Below are 16,262 nucleotides of genomic sequence, written 5' to 3' on the forward strand. Positions count from 1 at the left end.
GTCAACGGGTCGGAGGGACATGCCTTCGGTCCAGTGCCTGGAATGAGCTCTACAGGCGGGTGAGGATGGGGTACTTCGGGCTCAGGCCGTCGCCCGAGGAGCGGCCCGTGAGCCGGCGCATGACCCAGGGCCCCGCGAACTCGCGGACCCACACGGCATTGGCCCTCAGCTGCTCAACACGGCTGAGGACGGGCAGCTCCGGCATCTCTGGGACGTCGGCGAGGCCCTCGTGCTCGAGGACGCTGAGTACCCGGTTGGCCATCGTCGCGTGGCCGAGGGAGGACATGTGCATGCGGTCGGTGTCTCACATGCGCCAGTCCTGGAATTCATGGAACCGCCAGTAGTCAACCAGCGCTGCGCCGTGGCGCTCGGCGATCCAGCGGACCTGCTCGTTGTAGATCGCGGTCCGTCCGCGCATGGCTCCGAAGACCTTCGAGGAGCCTGCGTCGAACCCAGTGAAGAGGAGCACGCGGACCCCCGCCCCGACGAGCCGGGCGACCGCCGCGTCGTAGTCCTCCAGCAGCGCGTCGATGTCTACCTTGTGCCGCAGGATGTCGTTCCCGCCCGCATAGAGCGTCACAAGCGTGGGCCGCAGCGCGAGCGCCGGCTCGATCTGCTCGGCCAGGATCGCGCGGATCTTGCGTCCGCGGATCGCCAGGTTCGCGTAGCCGGTTGCAGGGTCCGCAGCCTGGAGCTGCTCCGCAACCCGGTCGGCCCAGCCCCGCACGCCGTTCGGGCGGGACGCGTCCGGATCGCCCACGCCCTCGGTGAACGAGTCGCCCAGAGCCACGAAGCGAGTGGTGAAGTCGACGCTCACGGTGTGGCCTCGCCGTCGTGCGTCTCGGCTTCGGCAGCGGGCGCTGTCGTCCCGGCGGGCGCTGTCGTCCCAGATGTCAGCTCGGCGGCCCCAGCCGGCGCCGCCCTCCCGGCTGGCTCTGTCGCCCCAGCCTGCGCAGCCTTGGGACGCTCGCCCTCGATCCGGACCTGGTCCCGGAAGATCCAGTGGTCCGCCTGCAGCTTGCCAACAATCTTCTCCGCGATCTCGGCCAACCGGGCCACGTCCTGCGGGTCGAGGGGGTCGAGGACGATCTGCCGCACCCGCTCCACGTGGTCGGGGGCGAGGTCCACGATGGTTTCCCACCCGGCGTCGGTCAGATGGGCGGTGGTGACGCGGGCGTCGTCGGGCGAGGGGCGGCGGTCGATCCAGCCGCGTGCCTGGAGCTTGGTCACAACGTGCGAAAGCCGCGACAGCGACGACGAGGTGCGCGATGCCAGCTCCTTCATCGGGAGCAGACGCCCTTCGGCCTCGGAGAGCATCGCGAGGACGTTGTAGTCGAACAGGGAGAGCTTGTTCAGCTGGGTCAAGTGGGCATCCAGTGCAGCAGGCAGGAGGGTGCTCACGCTCAACAGGGCCAGCCAGGCCCGGCGTTCTTCGGCGGTCAGCCAACGGGGTTCCGTCACGGATACCAAGCATAGGCTGTGAACATCCTGAACCGGCTGCGCGGACCGTTCCGCGCGGGCTGCCGCGGGCCCTAGCCTGACGTCGCAGGCTCCACCGACCCCAGCGCGAAGGAACAGCCATGGCTCCAGGACTCGCCGGCATCGACCACATCGTGGTCCTCATGCTCGAGAACAGATCGTTCGACCACATGCTCGGCTACCTCTACCACGGCTCGGGAAACGTCTCGCCGAGCGGGGCGCCGTTCGAGGGGCTCACGGGCACCGAGAGCTGCCCTGGCACAGACGGCAAGCCCGTGCCCGTCTACCCCATCGCCCCGACCACCCCGGACGCGTACTTCATGCCCGGCGCGGACCCGGGCGAAGGGTTCGCGAAGGCCAACAGCCAGCTCTTCGGGACCACGCAGCCGGCCCCCGGTGCCGCCCCCACGATGACCGGATTCGTCACCGACTACGCCCAGGCCATCAAGGACAACCAGGCGAAGAAGTGGTACGTGGTCCCGGGAACGGCGCCGAACTGGATCATGGGCTGCTACGCGCCGGACACCCTGCCGGTGCTGAGCGGGCTCGCGCGCGGATTCGCCGTGTGCGACCACTGGTTCAGCTCCGTGCCTACCGAGACCATGCCGAACCGCGCCTTCACCTGTGCCGGGACGAGCCAGGGCCACATGGACGACGTCACCAAGTCCTACACCGTCCCCAGCATCTTCGGGCTCCTCGGCCAGCACGGCATCCCGTGGAAGATCTACGGATACAGCAAGCCGCCGCTCACGCGCCTCAACTTCCCCGACACCCAGAAGGCCCCGGCAGCGAACATCGGCCTATTCAAGGACTTCCAGGCCGACGCTGCGGCGGGGACGCTCCCGGGTTTCGCCTTCGTGGAACCCAGCTGGAGCTCGACTGGCAACAGCCAGCACCCCAACTACAGCATGGCCGCAGGCGAGCAGCTCATCCTCGACACCTACCATGCGCTCCGCTCGGGGCCCGGCTGGGCCAAGACGCTCCTCATCGTCACCTACGACGAGCACGGCGGCTGCTATGACCACGTCCCGCCGCCCTCGGGTGCCACGCCACCGGACAGCTCCCCAGGCGAGTTCGGCTTCGACTTCACCCGTTTTGGCCCACGTGTGCCCACCGTCCTCGTGAGCCCCCTCATCCCCGCCGGCACGGTGTTCCGCGTAGCACCGGGGACCACGCCCCTCGATCACACGAGCATCCTCGCCACGGTCGAGCACCGGTTCGGCCTCACGCCGCTCACCCGCCGGGACGCGGCTGCGCCCGACGTCGGCGCCGCCCTCACGCTGTCTGCCCCCCGCACGGACGACCCCCTCGCCGGCGTCTCCGCACCCACGCAGCCGGCCCTCCCCGCCGCGCTCGTCGCGACGCCGTCCCACCTCGCCGATGTCCGCGACGAGCTCATGGCGAAGTTCACGCCCGCCGGCTGAGAAGGCGCCTGAGGGCCCGGGGGGTCACTGACAGGCGAGGCGCGGAGCGGGGTCACCGACGGGCGAGGCGCGGAGCGGACGACGGCGGGCACGCGCCGTCGTCCGCGCGCCTCCCTTCTGCTACGGCGCGGCGTAGAATCGAAGCGGCCGACGGTTCTGCGCAACCGGCCGCCGATAGGCGCGGAAGCCAGCTGGGGGGCCAGCTCCGCATCAGCCTTTGCTGGGGAGGCGCTCCAAGACCCTGCGTCCCAAGAAGCTCCACCATGCGTATCCGCAGATTCCTGTCCATCCTCGCCGTCACCCTCCTCGCCGTTTTCGCGATCGGCGCGCCCGCTCAGGCCGCCTCTGGCGGCGGCGGCAATCCGCACTTCATCTACGTCAACGCCCAGCTCGTCGGCAGTGACCTCCAGGTGAACTTCAAAGAAGCCGGCGTCGGAGCCGGGGCCACCGTGGACGTCACGACCACGGCGACGTTCTCGTTCGTCCTCGGCTGCATCAACGGCGGCTCCAACCATCCGAAGGCCTCCAACAAGACCGCTTTCTCGAACACGGTGTCCAAGTCCGAGCCCTTCACCGCCTCCGCGGGCGGCAACGTGATCGCGAGCGAAACGCTCAACGCGCCGTCGATGGGTACCATCCTTTCGAATCTGATCTGCCCGCCCGGACAGACCACAACGCTCCTGAGCGCCGCCTGGACCAACCTCAGCGTGACGGACACGACGAATGGCATCACAGTCAACGTTCCCGGCACGTGGACCGTGTTCTAGGAACCTCTTCTAGGACCGTCCCACACCAGAACCGCGATGCGGAGGGCCGTCCCTGTTTCAGGGAGGGCCCTCCCGTCGATCCCGGCACCATCCAGGCACGGAGGGACGCAGAATCCGATGCCGCGGGAATACGATCGTGATGGTTGAATGTTCAAGTGACTATGGACTTCGGCATCTTCACGTTCGGCGAGCTCACTCGCGGAGCCTCAGGCACCTCCCGCTCGGCCGCCCAGCGCATCGACGAGACCATCCGGCTCGCTAAGGCCGCGGACCAGGCGGGGCTCGACATCATTGGCCTCGGCGAGCACCACCGCCACGACTTCGCGTTCTCCGCGCCGGAGATCGTTTTAGCCGCAATAGCACGCGAGACCGAGCGGATCCGGCTCACCACAGCGGTCACCGTCCTCTCGACCCAGGACCCGGCCCGCGTCTTCGAGCAGTTCGCAACCCTGGACATCATCTCCGGCGGCCGCGCCGAGATCATCGCCGGGCGCGGCGTCTTCCCCGAGTCCTTCCCGCTCTTCGGCTACGACCCCGCGAACTACGACGCCCTGTTCGAGGACAAGTTCGAGCTCCTCCTGCAGATGCGGGAGCAGGCCGACGTCACGTGGCCGACACCCGGATCCGCGAATGGCAGGCAGCGCGCCCATCACGCCCTGCAGGACGCCGCGATCGCGCCGCGGCCCGTCCAGGACCGGCTCCCGATCTGGCGCGGCGTGGGCGGCACGCCGTCGAGCTTCGTCCGCGCTGGGCAGGCCGGGGTCCCGCTCTTCCTCGCGCTCCTGTCGGGACCCCAGCACTTCGCGCGGCACGTCGAGCTCTATCGGGCAGCCGCCGCCCAAGCCGGCCACGCGGCGTCGTCCCTCAGAGTCGGAACCGGCAGCCACCTGTATGTGGCGCGGACGTCGCAGGAGGCCCGCGATACGTTCTACCCGCACTACGCGGCGTACATCGAGCAGAACATGCCGCGCCCCGCCGATGGATTCCCGCGCGAGCAGTTCGATGCGTGGGCGGGTCCGGGCGGCGGACTCCTCGTGGGCAGCCCCGCACAGATCACCGAGCGCATCCTCGCGACGCACGAGATGCTCGGCACCGACCGCTTCATGGCCCAGGTGGGCCTCGGGACACTGCCCTTCGCCGAGACCTCGGCGTCGATCGAACTGTTCGCCACGGAGGTAGTTCCGGCGGTCAGGAAGGCGCTGGGCCAGTAGCGGCTCGGACCAGTAGCCTTGTGCCCATGAATCACGGCGCCGGCCGCTTCGCCCCCAGCCCTTCCGGCGAACTGCACGTCGGCAACCTGCGCACGGCGCTGCTCGCGTGGCTCTTCGCGAGGTCCACGGGCCGTCGCTTCATCCTGCGCGTCGAGGACCTGGACCGGGCCCGCGCTGGAGCCGAGGCCGTCCAGCTGCGGGACCTCGCCGCCGTCGGCCTCGACTGGGACGGCGAGGTGGTCCGCCAGACCGAACGCGGCTCGCTGTACGACGACGCGATCGCGCGCCTCACCGCGGCGGGCCTCACCTACGAGTGCTACTGCACGCGCCGTGAGATCCAGGAGGCGCCCAGCGCCCCGCACGCGCCGCAAGGGGCGTACCCCGGGACATGCCGCGACCTCACCGAGGCGCAGCGCGCACGACGCCGCGCGGAGCGTCCCGCCGCGATCCGCCTCCGCGCCGGGGTCACCGAATGGGCCGTCACCGACGGCCTGCACGGGCGGTACACGGGCGTTGTCGACGACTTCGTGCTGCGGCGCAACGACGGGGTCGTGGCGTACAACCTCGCGGTGGTCGTGGATGACGCCGCGCAGGGTGTGGACCAGGTGGTCCGCGGCGACGACCTCCTGCCCTCCACCCCGCGGCAGGCGTACCTCGCGGGGCTGCTCGGCGTGCGCGTGCCCTCGTACGCGCATGTGCCGCTCGTGCTCAACCCAGCTGGCCGACGGCTCGCGAAGCGCGACGGCGCGGTGACCCTTGCGGCCCTCGCGCTCCTGGGGGTGCCAGCCGAGCAGGTGACAGCGCTCCTCCTCGAGTCGCTTGGCCTGCCTAGCGCGCTCGGGGACGCACTCCGGGACTTCCGCCCCGAGGCGCTCCCCCGCGATCCGTGGGTCCTCCACCCGGCCGCTCTCACCGCCCGGGCGCGACCCCGCGAACTGTCGGGTTGATGCGGGGTGCGGGGCCACTCAGACCGGCACTAATCCGACACATGCGCCCGGCCCTCACGCTGCGTGATCAGCTCTGCATCGTGAAGCGCGCCGCCGTGCGGCCGCCGAGCCAAGGGACGCCGTAGAGCCTGCGGAACGCTGCGTTGCGCGCGGCCATGAGCGGCGGCGGGAGGGCCCTGCCCAGGGTCATATTGACCCCCGCCTGCCGCGCGGCCGCACGCGCCGCACGCAGCCGCTCGCGCTCGGCCGCGGCCCAGAGTTGGGACCAGCCGGAGCCGGAACCACCCCTGGCACCACCGCCGCTACCGATGGAACCACCGCAATCGAGTCCGGCAGCGATGAGCGGGGCGAAGGCCTCGGCATCGAGCCATCCCAGAGTCATGCCCTGGCCGCCGATGGGGCTCACCTCATGGGCGGCATCCCCCGCGAGCAGCACGCGCCCGACCACCATCCGTGCCGCAAGCCGCTCCGTGACCGTGAAGGCACTCAGCATCGTGCACGTGGAAGTGTCGAGGCCCGCGCCGGTCCGCTCCTCGATGATCTGCGCGAGGTCCCTGGCAGAGGGGTCGACGGCCGGCTCGTCCAGATGCGCCACCCATCGACGTACCCCGCCCGGCAGCGGGAACGATTCGACGATTCCTGCCGCCTCGAGGTGCAGCACGGCGAGCGCGCCGTCGCCCGTCGCGTCCGCGAAGTCCCCCATGAGGTACGCGTCGCGGAGCGGGTGCCCGTACGTGGGGACGCCGAGGCACGAGCGCAGCGGCGAGCGCGCGCCGTCGGCCGCGACGACCCAGCGCCCCGCGTACGTGCCGTCCTCGCAGCGCACGACGGCGCCGCCCTCCGTCTGCTCGGTCCGCACCGCGCGCACGCCGCGGCGGAGGGCACCGGGGGCGATCGCGGCGAGCCGGGACTCGAGCGCCTCCTCCGTGGCCCACTGCGGCACGGCGAGCACGGGAGGATCGAAATGCAGCCTTGCTATCTCCTCCGTCCGGCCCGAGGCCCGCGAGCGCGCGACGCCCTCCCCGATCTGCACCCCCTGCGCCACGAGGGCCCCTGCCACGCCGGCCCGCTCCAGGACGCGCAGACCGGGCGGATGGATGCCGATGGCGCGGGTGTGGCCGAGCCGTTCGGGCCTCGCCTCGAGGACTACGACGTCCGCCCCGTGGAGCGCCAGGAGGATTCCGAAGCACATCCCCACCGGCCCCCCGCCGACGACGACGGCGTCGTGCACCTCGCGCCGGCCGTGCGCCTCCACCCTCCTGCCCCGCCGCTACGGCAGGAGTCGGGTCATGAGTGCCGTCTCGACGGTGAGGCCGGGGCCGAACGCCATCGCGCACACGCGCTCGGCGCCGGCGGCGCGCGAACCCGGCCCGGCGCCGTCGTGTGCGCCAGCGCCAGTCGCCACGGGCAGCGCGAGGATCTTCTCGAGGACGAACATGATCGTGGCGCTGGACATGTTGCCGAACTCGCGGAGGGTGTCGTAGGCGGGCGCGGCCTGCGCCTCGGACAGCCCAAGGCGCGCGGCAACCTTGTCCACGATGCTGCGGCCGCCGGGGTGTACGGCCCAGTGGTCGATTTCCGCGTGCGGGCGGCCGGCAAGCTCCGGGTCCCGCGCGAGCAGCGGCTCGAGCGCACCGGTGATGTGGTCGTCGATGATGTGCGGGACGTAGGTCCCGAGGACCATCTCGAAGCCCTCGTCGCCGATGTTCCAGGCCATCGTCTCCTCGCCCACAGGCGTCAGGGTCGTCTCGAACGCGTCGAGCGAGAGGGCCGGCCGCGTGAGCGGGAGGCCGCGCGCGGTCACGACGGCCGCCGCGGCGCCGTCGGCGAACAAGGACGCCCCGAGGATGGTGTCCGGGTTGTTCGAGCTGCGGACGTGGAGCGTGCAGAGCTCGACGATCGCCACCAGCACGACGGCGTTCGGGTCCGCGTCGCAGAACGCCTTGGCCATGCGCAGCGCCGGGAACGCGGCGTAGCAGCCCATGAAGCCGAGGTGGAAGCGCTGCACGGAGGGGCTCAGGCCCAGATCGCGCACGATCCGGTAGTCCGGTCCGGGGTTGAAGAAGCCCGTGCACGAGACCGTGACCACGTGGGTGACATCCTCGGGCGCGATGCCATCCGCGTTATCGAGGGCGCGGCGGGCCGTCTCCGTGAAGAGCGGGGTGGCCTCGCGGACGAAGAGGTCGTTGCGCGTCTTGGTGCTCGGCGTCAGGAGGGTCCCGGTGCTGGGGTCGAAGAAGTCCGGGTCATGGTCGGGGCGGTCCCACGAGAACTCTGCGATGGCCGAGTAGCGGGTATCGATCGCGGCCGCGTCGAAGCATGCCGTGACGAGCCGCTGGCCGAGGCGTGTCAGCCCCTCCTGCGCGGCGAAGACGTCTCGGGCCTCGGGCTGTTTGAGGAGGGTGGACGGGACGGCGGTCTCAAGGGACCTCACGAGGACGGTCATGGGCCATTCTTCCCCCGGGAGGGGGTGGAGAAACAAGGGGTCGGGGGATCCGATCGAAAGCTGTCGGTGGGGCGACCCCAGACGGGAGGCGGCGCCTACACCACTCCGGCGGCTTCGAGCTGCGCGGCGAGCCCCGCACCGTCGGGCGCCGACGCCCACACGACGTCCTGACGGGAGGCGACCGAATCGCCGTCATGCGTCGTGCCCCCGGAGAAGACCGCCTGCCCCGGGGAGAGCTGCCGGATGGCGACTGCCCCGACGGAGGCGGGGTGCTCCGCGGCGAACTCGGCGTAGATCGATTCGTCGTGCTGGCCGTTGTCCCCGACGAGGAGCCAGCGGATGTCCGGGAACTCGGCGGCGAGCCGCTCGAGGTTCTCGCGCTTGTGCTCGCGGCCGGAGCGGAACCAGCGGTCCGGCGTCATGCCCCAGTCTGTGAGCAGGAGGGGACCGGCCGGGTACAGGTTGCGGCCCAGGAACCGCTGGAGCGTGGGCGCGGAGTTCCACGGCCCGGTCGATAGGTACACGACCGGCGCCTCTGGGTGCTCGGCGGCGAGCCGGTCCAGCAGGACCGCCATGCCCGGCGTGGGCGTGCGGGCGCGCTCGCTCAGCACGAACGTGTTCCACAGCGCGAGGAACGGGCGCGGCAGCGCGGTGACCATCACGGTGTCGTCGATGTCCGAGACGATCCCGAACCGTGCCCCTGGCTCGACGATCATCACCTGGGCCACAGACGGCTCGGCGCCCTCGGCGCTCATCCGCACCTCATGCCATCCCGGCTCGAGCTCGACGTCGACGAGCACATCCACCACGCCGCCGCCATCAGCACGCACGACGGCGCGCGCACCCTCGATCTCGACCGTCACCTCCGCATGCTGGATCGGAACAGACGTGAAGGAGACCCACCCGCGGAAGTTGTTGAAGGCGTCCGAATTCCCATGCAGCCCCGGCCGCGAGTAGAGGACGCGCCCGAGCACACGCACTCGGCGGGTGCTGCCGTAGCCCCGGTACGCCACGACCTGGGCCACATAGTCGCCATGCCGGGCCTGACGGGTGCGGAGGTCGTTCCACCCCTGTGCGAACCGCCGCGCCACGTGGAAGAGCGGCTTGAGCCGCGGCGTCACGGGGGTGCAGCGGGAGGACGGGCCGTCCGATGCCGTCCCGCTGGTCGTTGGCCCCGAGTCTTCAGTGCCGCGGGGCGCGTCGACGGCCTGGACCTCCTGCGCTGTCATAGGAACACTCTCCCACGAGGGAGGGGCTCAGTTCACATCGGCGCCACAGCGGACTCACAGCATTCCGCGGCCGCACGCTCCGGCGGGCGCCAGGGCAGCCCGCCTGAGGGAAGGCCTCCGTCACGCGCGGGCGAGCTCCTCGATGTCCTCGAGGAAGGCCGCCGCGACCTCCTCGCTCACGGTCGTCTTGGTCTCGGCGATCGCCTCCAGGTAGTCCTCCGTGGTAGGCCCCCGCCGCCCGTTCGCGGCCCCGGCGTCGGCGGCCAGCTCGCCGTCGTGCGGGGAACCGTGCGCGACGTCGTGGTGGGAGCCGTGCGCGACGTCGTGCGCGACGCCGCCCTCTAGCTCCGAGGCGTCGCGGTGGAGCGCACCTCCAGCGGCCGCGGACCCCGCGGTGCCGAGCACCGGGACGCGCCCGGCTGGGGCCCCAGCGGGGGCCCCAGCGGGGGCCCCAGCGGGAGACTCGGCGCGATAGACCGCCTTCTCGAGCGCGCGCTGCGACGCGGAACGGGCCGCGAACTCGATGTCCGCCGGCGAGAAGCCCTCGGTGCGCGCCACGAGCTGCGCGACGTCGACCTCCGGCAGGACCGCCTCGGGGATGAAGCGTTCCCACATGCTGTGGCGGGCCTCGGCGTCCGGGAGGCCGATCGGGATGACATAGTCGAAGCGGCCGTGGCGCAGGAAGGCCGAGTCGAGGGCGCGGATGAAGTTCGTCGCGCACACCAGCAGGCGGCCGGGCTGCTCGCGGAAGGCCGGGATGATCTTGAGCAGCTCGTTCGTGACGCCCTGGTTGGGGCTCGGCGGATCGCCCGCGCGGTGCGACGCGATCTCCTCGACCTCGTCGAGGAACACGACGGCGTGCTCGAGCTCGGAGATCTCGAGGAACGTCTTGCGCAGCGCTCCCGCGAGGCCCTCCGGTTCGCCGGCCAGCCGCGAGGGGAACACCTCGACGAAGGGCCACTCGAGGCGCGACGCGATCGCCTTCGCGAACGTCGTCTTGCCGGTCCCGGGCGGGCCGAAGAGCACGACGGCGCGCGGCGGCACCACGCCGAACTCGTCCGCGAGCTCTGCCTGGGCCAGGGGAAGGACGAGCCTGCGCTCGAGGAGCTGCTTCTCGTTCTTCATGCCAGCGACCTGGTCCCACAGGTCCCGCGGCAGGACGCGGCCGCCGAGCTGCGCTAGCGGCTCGAGCTCAGTCCGCGCCACGGGGATTTGTCGCTCGAAGAAGCGCAGGTTCTGCACGTCCTTGAAGCCCCGGCTGAGGAATGCCTCGAGGCGGGTCTCGGTGTCCGGCATGAGGGCCGAGAGCTTCGTGAGGCCAAGCGGGGCCATGCGGTTCTCAAGCGCCGCGAGCAGCGCCGTCCCGATCCCGCGAGAGCGCCATTCGGGGAGCGTGGCGAGGAAGACGATCCAGCCCTGCTCATGGGCCGCGCGGCCCACCGCGGCGCCCACGAGGTCGTCCCCCTGGAGCGCGACGACTGCCACGTCCTTCTGGCAGCTCGCGAGCACCTCGGAGAGCGAGTACACGGGCTCGATTCCAGAGGCCGTCATGGCACTCCAGAGGTGGAGGATGCCGTCGAGGTCCGAGGGGTGGAAGTCCCTGATCCGCCACGTGGTCATGAGTGCTCCTTTGCGCGTCATGGATGCTGAGGCGAGTCTAACGACGGCACGTAGCGCCGAGGCTGCGGGGTGGTTGCGGGCGCCGAGGTTACTGCGGCCGGGACGCAGCGTGCGCTAGCGGAGCCAGATGCTCCCGGCCGCGCTCCCGAACAGCGTGACGGCGGCCGCGCCGGCCCACACGAGGCGCCGCCCCTGCGCCCTCATGACCGCGGTGTGCAGAGCGCCGAAGGACATCCTCGTGGCCGACGGGTCCTCACTCGGCGCCTGCTGGTGACCCCACGTGGACGGTTCCGCGGCGACGGCGGCGAGCCGGGCGGCGTCGCCCGCGTTCAGGAGCTTCGCCTGCTTGGTGAGCCAGCGGCGCAGTTGGGAGTCGGTCACGACCGCGGCGCCCTCGGCGAAGCGTCGGATGGTCACCCGCCGCGGGGCCACGAGCACGACGGCGGCGCGCACCGGCACCTCGCGGCCCACCGCGCGTGTGAGGAGGGCAGCGGCGCGCTTGGCCTCATGCGCGGAATTGCGCAGGTACTTCTCGTGCTGCCCATTGACCATGAGCACGCTGCCAGCGACCCACACGTCCTTGCCCGCGTGGTTCTTCGTGTTGAGGGTGAAGACGCCGCCCGGGCCGACCACGAGGTGGTCGATGTCCGAGCCGCGGGTGCCCACCGGAATGGAATGGAGGACGTGCCACTCGGGGCCGAGCTTGGACAGGGCCCGCGCCACGCGCATCTCGCCCACGGCGCCGGCGTACCAGCTGCGGGCCTCCGGCGCGAGCGGATTGGCCCCGAAGAGCCGGGCGAGCCCGCGGCGGCGCGGCGTTCCCGCCTGGAGCCGGAGGGTCTCGGCCATGACGGCCTGTCCTGCGACACGTGCCCTCAGCGGGCCGGTCATGAAGTCCACGGTGGTCCCCTTCGCCGTGCTGACGGCGCCCCCATGACGCGTCAGGGACAAGCGTAGCGGGCGCTGCGAGCCGCGGGGCCGTCATGTTCAGGCGCCGGTCAGCGTCGCCTGCGAGGATCGGGGCATGAGCATTGTGAAGATCAACGCCATCACCGTCCCCGCAGAGTCCGGCGACGAGCTCGCGCGCCGCTTCGCCGGCCGGGCTGGCGCCGTGGACGGTCAGCCCGGCTTCGAGGGCTTCGAACTGCTGCAGCCCACCGACGGTCGCAACGTCTGGCTCGTCGTGACCCGGTGGGCCGACGAGGAGAGCTACGAGGCGTGGAAGAACTCGGCATCGTTCGGCCACGGGCACGGGCGGCCCGGTGCCGGGGACGCCAGCGAAGGTGCAGGCGCCCGGGCCGAGGGGGCGGTGGCCGACGGCGCCCCCTCGCCAGAGCAGCGTCAGCGTCCCGTGGGCGTCTCCGCAGAGCTGTGGAGCTTCGAGCCCGCCGACCTCGGCAGGTAGTCCGGCCCGCACCTGCCCTGCGGCTCGGCGACCTCAGCCAGCCGGTCCTCAGCCAGCCGGTCCTCAGCCGTGGCGGCGCCGCAGGACCAGCGCCAGGAGCGCGGCGGCAGCGGCCGCCGTCGTCATGATGATCGCCATGGGGACGGCGGTGTGCTCCCCCGCGAGTCCGGAGAGCGGCGAGACGATCGCACCGAACACGAACTGGGCCGCGCCGAGCAGGGCGGACCCGCTGCCGGAGACGTGCCGCACGGCGTCTAGGGCGAGGGCCGAGGAGTTGCCCATGATGAACCCGACCCCTGTCACGGCGAACCAGATCGGAATCGCGAGGAGCCAGCGGGGCACAGGCGCAAGCGCCAGCGCGAGCAGGACCACGCACACCACGAGGAGCGCGGCCGCGGCCACCGTCACGATGCGCTGCGCGGGCACGCGGCGCACTAGCCGCGACGACGTGTAGCCGGCCCCGATGAGCCCGACGGCGTTCGCCCCGAACAGCGCCCCGTACGCGATCGGCGGCAGCCCCATGACGGTCTGGTACACGAACGGCGAGGCCGGGATATACGTCATCATGACGGCGAAGGTCGTGGCGAAGAGTCCTGCGTAGCCGAGGAACCGGGGAACCTTGAACAGCTCGGCGAACCCCCCCACCACGCCGTGGTGCCCGCGCGCCTCGGGCGGCAGCGTCTCACGGAACACCGTCACGACGCTGACGGACATGACCACAAACAGCGCCGCGAGGACCCACATGATGCCGCGCCAGCCGATCGGGTCCTCGAGGAGGGCACCCAACGAAGGGGCGACCGCGGGGGCCACGCCGCCCACGGTCATCATCAGGCTCATGGTCCGGGCGGTCTCGGCACCGCGCGTCAGGTCGACGAGGATGGCACGCGCGATCACGATCCCCGCCGCACCGCACAGCCCCTGGCCGAGCCGGGCGGCGATGAGGACCTCGAGGTTGGGAGCCAGTGCTGCCACGACGGAGGAGAGGATCGCCCCGGCCGTCCCGACGAGGAGCGGCCGCATCCGCCCGAACTTGTCCGAGAGCGAGCCGAAGGCGAGCTGCCCCACGGCCATGCCGATCAGGAAGCCCGTCAAGGTCAGCTGGACCCCCGACGCGGACGCGGCGAACTCCTGCTGGACGCGCGGGAAGCTCGGCAGGTAGACGTCCGTCGACAGCGGGGCGGTGGTCCCGAGGAACGCGAGGATCAGGAGCCACGGCGCCGTCAGGCTACCGTCCGCCCTCAGGGCGCGAAGGGACACGGGACAAGGATGGTTGAAACGTCAGGCACCCGCCAAGCCTACGGGGTCGCAGCACACGACGACGCGTGGCGGGTGCCGCTCGTCCGCATGCTGGGCGCGCTACTGCACCCAGTCCGGGGTGTTGTCGAGGGCCTCGGGGTGCTCCTCGACGTAGCGGCGCAGGCCGCCCTTGCGCGGGACCTTGACGGGCTCGGGCCAGCGGGGCATGAGGTGATCGCCGAGGGTGACGCCGCGGATCTTGCGTCCGATCAGGGGGACCACCCAATCGTTGAGCCACGCGCGCTGCGCGGCGATCCACTCGCGCGCCCCGCGCCGGGCGGGCGGCTCCCACTCGCGGGGCTTGAAGCTCTGCGGATAGCCGAGGTGGTGGAGCACCATCCGAGCGAGGAACTTGTGCCCGGCCTTGGACATGTGGAGGCGATCGCTGTCCCACATGCGCCGGTCCGCGTACTCGTCGAAGCACCAGTAGTCCACGAGGACGGCGTCGAACTCCGAGGCCAGGCTCCGCACGCGTTCGTTGTACTGCCAGTTGCGGTGCTTGAGCGGCTCGAGGAGGGGGTTGACCTTGACGTCGTATCCGGTGAACAGCACGAGGGTGGCACCGGTCGCGGCGAGCTGGCGCACGAGGTCCTCGTACTGCGCCAGGAGCTGGTCCATGTCGGTGCCCACATCGAGGATGTCGTTGCCGCCGGCGTAGAGCGTCACGATGTCGGGCTCCATCGCGAGGGCTGGCCCGAGCTGATCCGCGACGATGTGGCGCAGCCGCTTCGACCGCACCGCGAGGTTCGCGTACTCCCAGCCCTTCTCGGTCTTTGCGAGCCTCTCGGCGACCCGGTCCGCCCATCCGCGGACTCCATTGGGCAGCACCGGACTCCAGTCCCCGACGCCTTCCGTGAAGGAGTCGCCCAGGGCCACGAACCGCCTGCGAGCGCTAGCCACGCCGCCAGCGTAGGGACGGCAGGTCACACGCGGTCAACGCGGGGGTTAACGCCGGGCGACGCGCATGGTGGCCACTCAACGGCCCCTGCCCGTCGGGTGGCCACGTCTCGCAGGTCATGTGGCCCATCACTTGACGCAGGGGATGCCGCCGCCGATGAGCGCGTCGGACCAGTCTCCCGCGTTGTACGTCGAGGTCGGCGACGGGGAGGGCCCGGGGGCCGCTGCCGAGGCCGCGGACTTGGCCTGGCCCTGCGCCGTTGCCTGCGTCGCGGCGGGGGCTTGGGCGCCAGAGTCGGAGGCGACTGCGGGCTGCGACTGCCCAGACGCGGCCTGGGCAGGGGCCTGGGTCGGCGTGGGCTGGGGGTTGAGGAGGTCCGCGACCTGCTGCTGGATCGCGCCCGCGTCCACGATGTTCACGGACTCGCCCGTGTCCGACCAGCCGAACTCCACAATCGGCAGCGTCACGAACTTCGTCTTGTTCTCTGTGAGCTGTTTGGCCTTCATGCCGAAGTCGATGAGGTTCAAGCCCTCGTCTAGGGCCATCTTGCCCTTGAGCGCGTCGACGATGCCCGTCACCTTCCCGACGTCCGTGATCGTGCCCTTCTGCTTGAGCTGGGTCGCGAGGGAGGAGATGAACGCCTGCTGGCGGCGCGCACGGTCGAGGTCCGTCAGCTCGACCCCCGAACGGGTGGTGTCGCGGCGCTGCCGCACGAACGCGACAGCCTGCTGCGCGGTGAGCTGCTGCTGGCCGGCCTTGAAGTCCGCGCCGGAGTAGGTGTCCTTGGTGGCCTCCTGGAGGCACACAGTGATGGGGGCCACGGCCTTTGCCACGGAGAGGAACGCGGCCATCGTGACCTCGACGAAGTGGTCGATCTTGATCTTGAGGAAGTTCTCGACCGTGGCGATCTCCGCCTTGCGGCCCTCGTCCCGGGCCGCCTGGTAGGTCTCGTCCTGGCTCTTGCCCTTGGGGTCCGCGGACAGCTCGCGCATGGCCTCGTCCATGCGGTACCCGTACGCCTGCTTGACCTTTCCCTGCTTGACGCCATCGGGCGCCCCGGCGAGGTCCACGTAGTCGTCGCGCGGGATCGAGATGACCGTGGCCTGGCTGCCGTCCTTCGGCACGTGCAGGACCATGAGCACGTTGCTGTTGTAGCCGCCGTCGTCCGCCGATCCGGAGTGCAGTGCGTCGTACTCCTCCTGGCTCAAGGGCTTCCCGTTCTCGTCGAGGCGCGAATCGAGGCCCATGAGGAGGATGTTGACGTCCTGGTCGAGGCCCGCCCCGCCGCTGATCGCCTGCGACCGGCGGATTCCGTTCTCGAATCCGAAGTACAGGGAGACCGCCCAGATCCCCGCGCCGACCACGAGGACCACGGCGAGGACCCCCGCCAGGACGGCCACGCGGCGTCGGCGGTAGACCCAGCGCCGGTCGTACGCGAGCGACTTCTGATACAGATTGCTGTAGGGCGCGTCGTCAGACTTGCGCATGCGGCGTACCTCCAAGTGGATCGGGCGCCCACCGGAGGCGCGGGCCCACCGTA

13 protein-coding genes and 2 pseudogenes are annotated in these 16,262 nt (G+C 71.0%); 5 read left to right on the forward strand and 10 right to left on the reverse strand.

Annotation, left to right across the window (positions count from 1 at the left end; genetic code table 11):
• Positions 1–49: 49 nt before the first annotated feature.
• Together RBS60_RS02975 and RBS60_RS02980 are read right to left on the reverse strand one after the other, a co-directional pair.
• Positions 50–817, reverse strand: a pseudogene (locus RBS60_RS02975) (SGNH/GDSL hydrolase family protein).
• Positions 818–987: 170 nt separating this feature from the next.
• Positions 988–1,461 (reverse strand): annotated as a pseudogene (locus RBS60_RS02980) (MarR family winged helix-turn-helix transcriptional regulator); the annotation flags it as partial.
• 119 nt (positions 1,462–1,580) lie between these two features.
• Here RBS60_RS02980 and RBS60_RS02985 point away from each other — a divergent pair.
• From RBS60_RS02985 to gluQRS, 4 genes are all read left to right on the forward strand, one after another.
• Complete coding sequence (locus RBS60_RS02985; RefSeq protein ID WP_307956042.1) at positions 1,581–2,903, forward strand: alkaline phosphatase family protein; 1,323 nt, start codon at positions 1,581–1,583, stop codon at positions 2,901–2,903.
• Positions 2,904–3,166: 263 nt separating this feature from the next.
• The gene (locus RBS60_RS02990; protein ID WP_307956043.1) at positions 3,167–3,670 is read left to right on the forward strand and encodes a hypothetical protein; all 504 of its coding nucleotides are present in this window, start codon (positions 3,167–3,169) and stop codon (positions 3,668–3,670) included.
• A gap of 161 nt (positions 3,671–3,831) precedes the next feature.
• Complete coding sequence (locus RBS60_RS02995) at positions 3,832–4,881, forward strand: LLM class flavin-dependent oxidoreductase (RefSeq protein ID WP_307956383.1); 1,050 nt, start codon at positions 3,832–3,834, stop codon at positions 4,879–4,881.
• A gap of 26 nt (positions 4,882–4,907) precedes the next feature.
• Positions 4,908–5,828, forward strand: coding sequence for a tRNA glutamyl-Q(34) synthetase GluQRS (gene gluQRS / locus RBS60_RS03000; protein ID WP_307956044.1), 921 nt, complete (start codon positions 4,908–4,910; stop codon positions 5,826–5,828).
• A 67-nt stretch (positions 5,829–5,895) separates the two neighbouring features.
• Here the strand turns inward: gluQRS and RBS60_RS03005 are convergent, their stop codons facing one another.
• From RBS60_RS03005 to RBS60_RS03025, 5 genes are all read right to left on the reverse strand, one after another.
• A complete protein-coding gene (locus RBS60_RS03005) occupies positions 5,896–7,083 on the reverse strand; it encodes an NAD(P)/FAD-dependent oxidoreductase (RefSeq protein ID WP_307956045.1) in 1,188 nt (395 codons plus the stop codon).
• Between the two features lie 15 nt (positions 7,084–7,098).
• Positions 7,099–8,274: a type III polyketide synthase gene (locus RBS60_RS03010; protein WP_307956046.1), complete on the reverse strand. Its 1,176-nt coding sequence runs from the start codon at positions 8,272–8,274 to the stop codon at positions 7,099–7,101.
• Positions 8,275–8,369: 95 nt separating this feature from the next.
• A complete protein-coding gene (locus tag RBS60_RS03015; protein ID WP_307956047.1) occupies positions 8,370–9,503 on the reverse strand; it encodes a phosphatase domain-containing protein in 1,134 nt (377 codons plus the stop codon).
• Between the two features lie 120 nt (positions 9,504–9,623).
• The gene (locus tag RBS60_RS03020) at positions 9,624–11,123 is read right to left on the reverse strand and encodes a GNAT family N-acetyltransferase (protein WP_307956384.1); all 1,500 of its coding nucleotides are present in this window, start codon (positions 11,121–11,123) and stop codon (positions 9,624–9,626) included.
• A 114-nt stretch (positions 11,124–11,237) separates the two neighbouring features.
• Positions 11,238–12,014, reverse strand: coding sequence for a nuclease-related domain-containing protein (locus RBS60_RS03025; RefSeq protein ID WP_307956385.1), 777 nt, complete (start codon positions 12,012–12,014; stop codon positions 11,238–11,240).
• A 133-nt stretch (positions 12,015–12,147) separates the two neighbouring features.
• Between RBS60_RS03025 and RBS60_RS03030 the strand changes: the two genes are divergently transcribed.
• Positions 12,148–12,528, forward strand: coding sequence for an antibiotic biosynthesis monooxygenase (locus RBS60_RS03030; protein ID WP_307956048.1), 381 nt, complete (start codon positions 12,148–12,150; stop codon positions 12,526–12,528).
• A gap of 63 nt (positions 12,529–12,591) precedes the next feature.
• Here RBS60_RS03030 and RBS60_RS03035 read toward each other — a convergent pair whose 3' ends face one another.
• The 3 genes from RBS60_RS03035 to RBS60_RS03045 all read right to left on the reverse strand — a co-directional run bounded on the left by RBS60_RS03035 (position 12,592) and on the right by RBS60_RS03045 (position 16,209).
• On the reverse strand, positions 12,592–13,785 hold the full coding sequence (locus RBS60_RS03035; RefSeq protein ID WP_307956049.1) for a multidrug effflux MFS transporter: 1,194 nt from the start codon (positions 13,783–13,785) through the stop codon (positions 12,592–12,594).
• A 99-nt stretch (positions 13,786–13,884) separates the two neighbouring features.
• On the reverse strand, positions 13,885–14,724 hold the full coding sequence (locus RBS60_RS03040) for an SGNH/GDSL hydrolase family protein (RefSeq protein WP_307956050.1): 840 nt from the start codon (positions 14,722–14,724) through the stop codon (positions 13,885–13,887).
• Positions 14,725–14,850: 126 nt separating this feature from the next.
• The gene (locus RBS60_RS03045) at positions 14,851–16,209 is read right to left on the reverse strand and encodes an LCP family protein (RefSeq protein WP_307956051.1); all 1,359 of its coding nucleotides are present in this window, start codon (positions 16,207–16,209) and stop codon (positions 14,851–14,853) included.
• Positions 16,210–16,262: the final 53 nt, after the last annotated feature.

Source organism: Sinomonas sp. ASV486 (genome assembly GCF_030908215.1).
Classification (GTDB): Bacteria; Actinomycetota; Actinomycetes; order Actinomycetales; family Micrococcaceae; genus Sinomonas; species Sinomonas puerhi.

What these genes read in the sequence shown, in the direction of transcription:
- RBS60_RS02985 (WP_307956042.1), top strand. Translation starts at nt 1,581, where the DNA reads ATGGCTCCAGGACTCGCCGGCATCGACCACATCGTGGTCCTCATGCTC.
- RBS60_RS02990 (WP_307956043.1), top strand. Translation starts at nt 3,167, where the DNA reads ATGCGTATCCGCAGATTCCTGTCCATCCTCGCCGTCACCCTCCTCGCC.
- RBS60_RS02995 (WP_307956383.1), top strand. Translation starts at nt 3,832, where the DNA reads ATGGACTTCGGCATCTTCACGTTCGGCGAGCTCACTCGCGGAGCCTCA.
- gluQRS (WP_307956044.1), top strand. Translation starts at nt 4,908, where the DNA reads ATGAATCACGGCGCCGGCCGCTTCGCCCCCAGCCCTTCCGGCGAACTG.
- RBS60_RS03010 (WP_307956046.1), bottom strand. Translation starts at nt 8,274, where the DNA reads ATGACCGTCCTCGTGAGGTCCCTTGAGACCGCCGTCCCGTCCACCCTC.
- RBS60_RS03015 (WP_307956047.1), bottom strand. Translation starts at nt 9,503, where the DNA reads ATGACAGCGCAGGAGGTCCAGGCCGTCGACGCGCCCCGCGGCACTGAA.
- RBS60_RS03020 (WP_307956384.1), bottom strand. Translation starts at nt 11,123, where the DNA reads ATGACCACGTGGCGGATCAGGGACTTCCACCCCTCGGACCTCGACGGC.
- RBS60_RS03025 (WP_307956385.1), bottom strand. Translation starts at nt 12,014, where the DNA reads ATGACCGGCCCGCTGAGGGCACGTGTCGCAGGACAGGCCGTCATGGCC.
- RBS60_RS03030 (WP_307956048.1), top strand. Translation starts at nt 12,148, where the DNA reads ATGAGCATTGTGAAGATCAACGCCATCACCGTCCCCGCAGAGTCCGGC.
- RBS60_RS03045 (WP_307956051.1), bottom strand. Translation starts at nt 16,209, where the DNA reads ATGCGCAAGTCTGACGACGCGCCCTACAGCAATCTGTATCAGAAGTCG.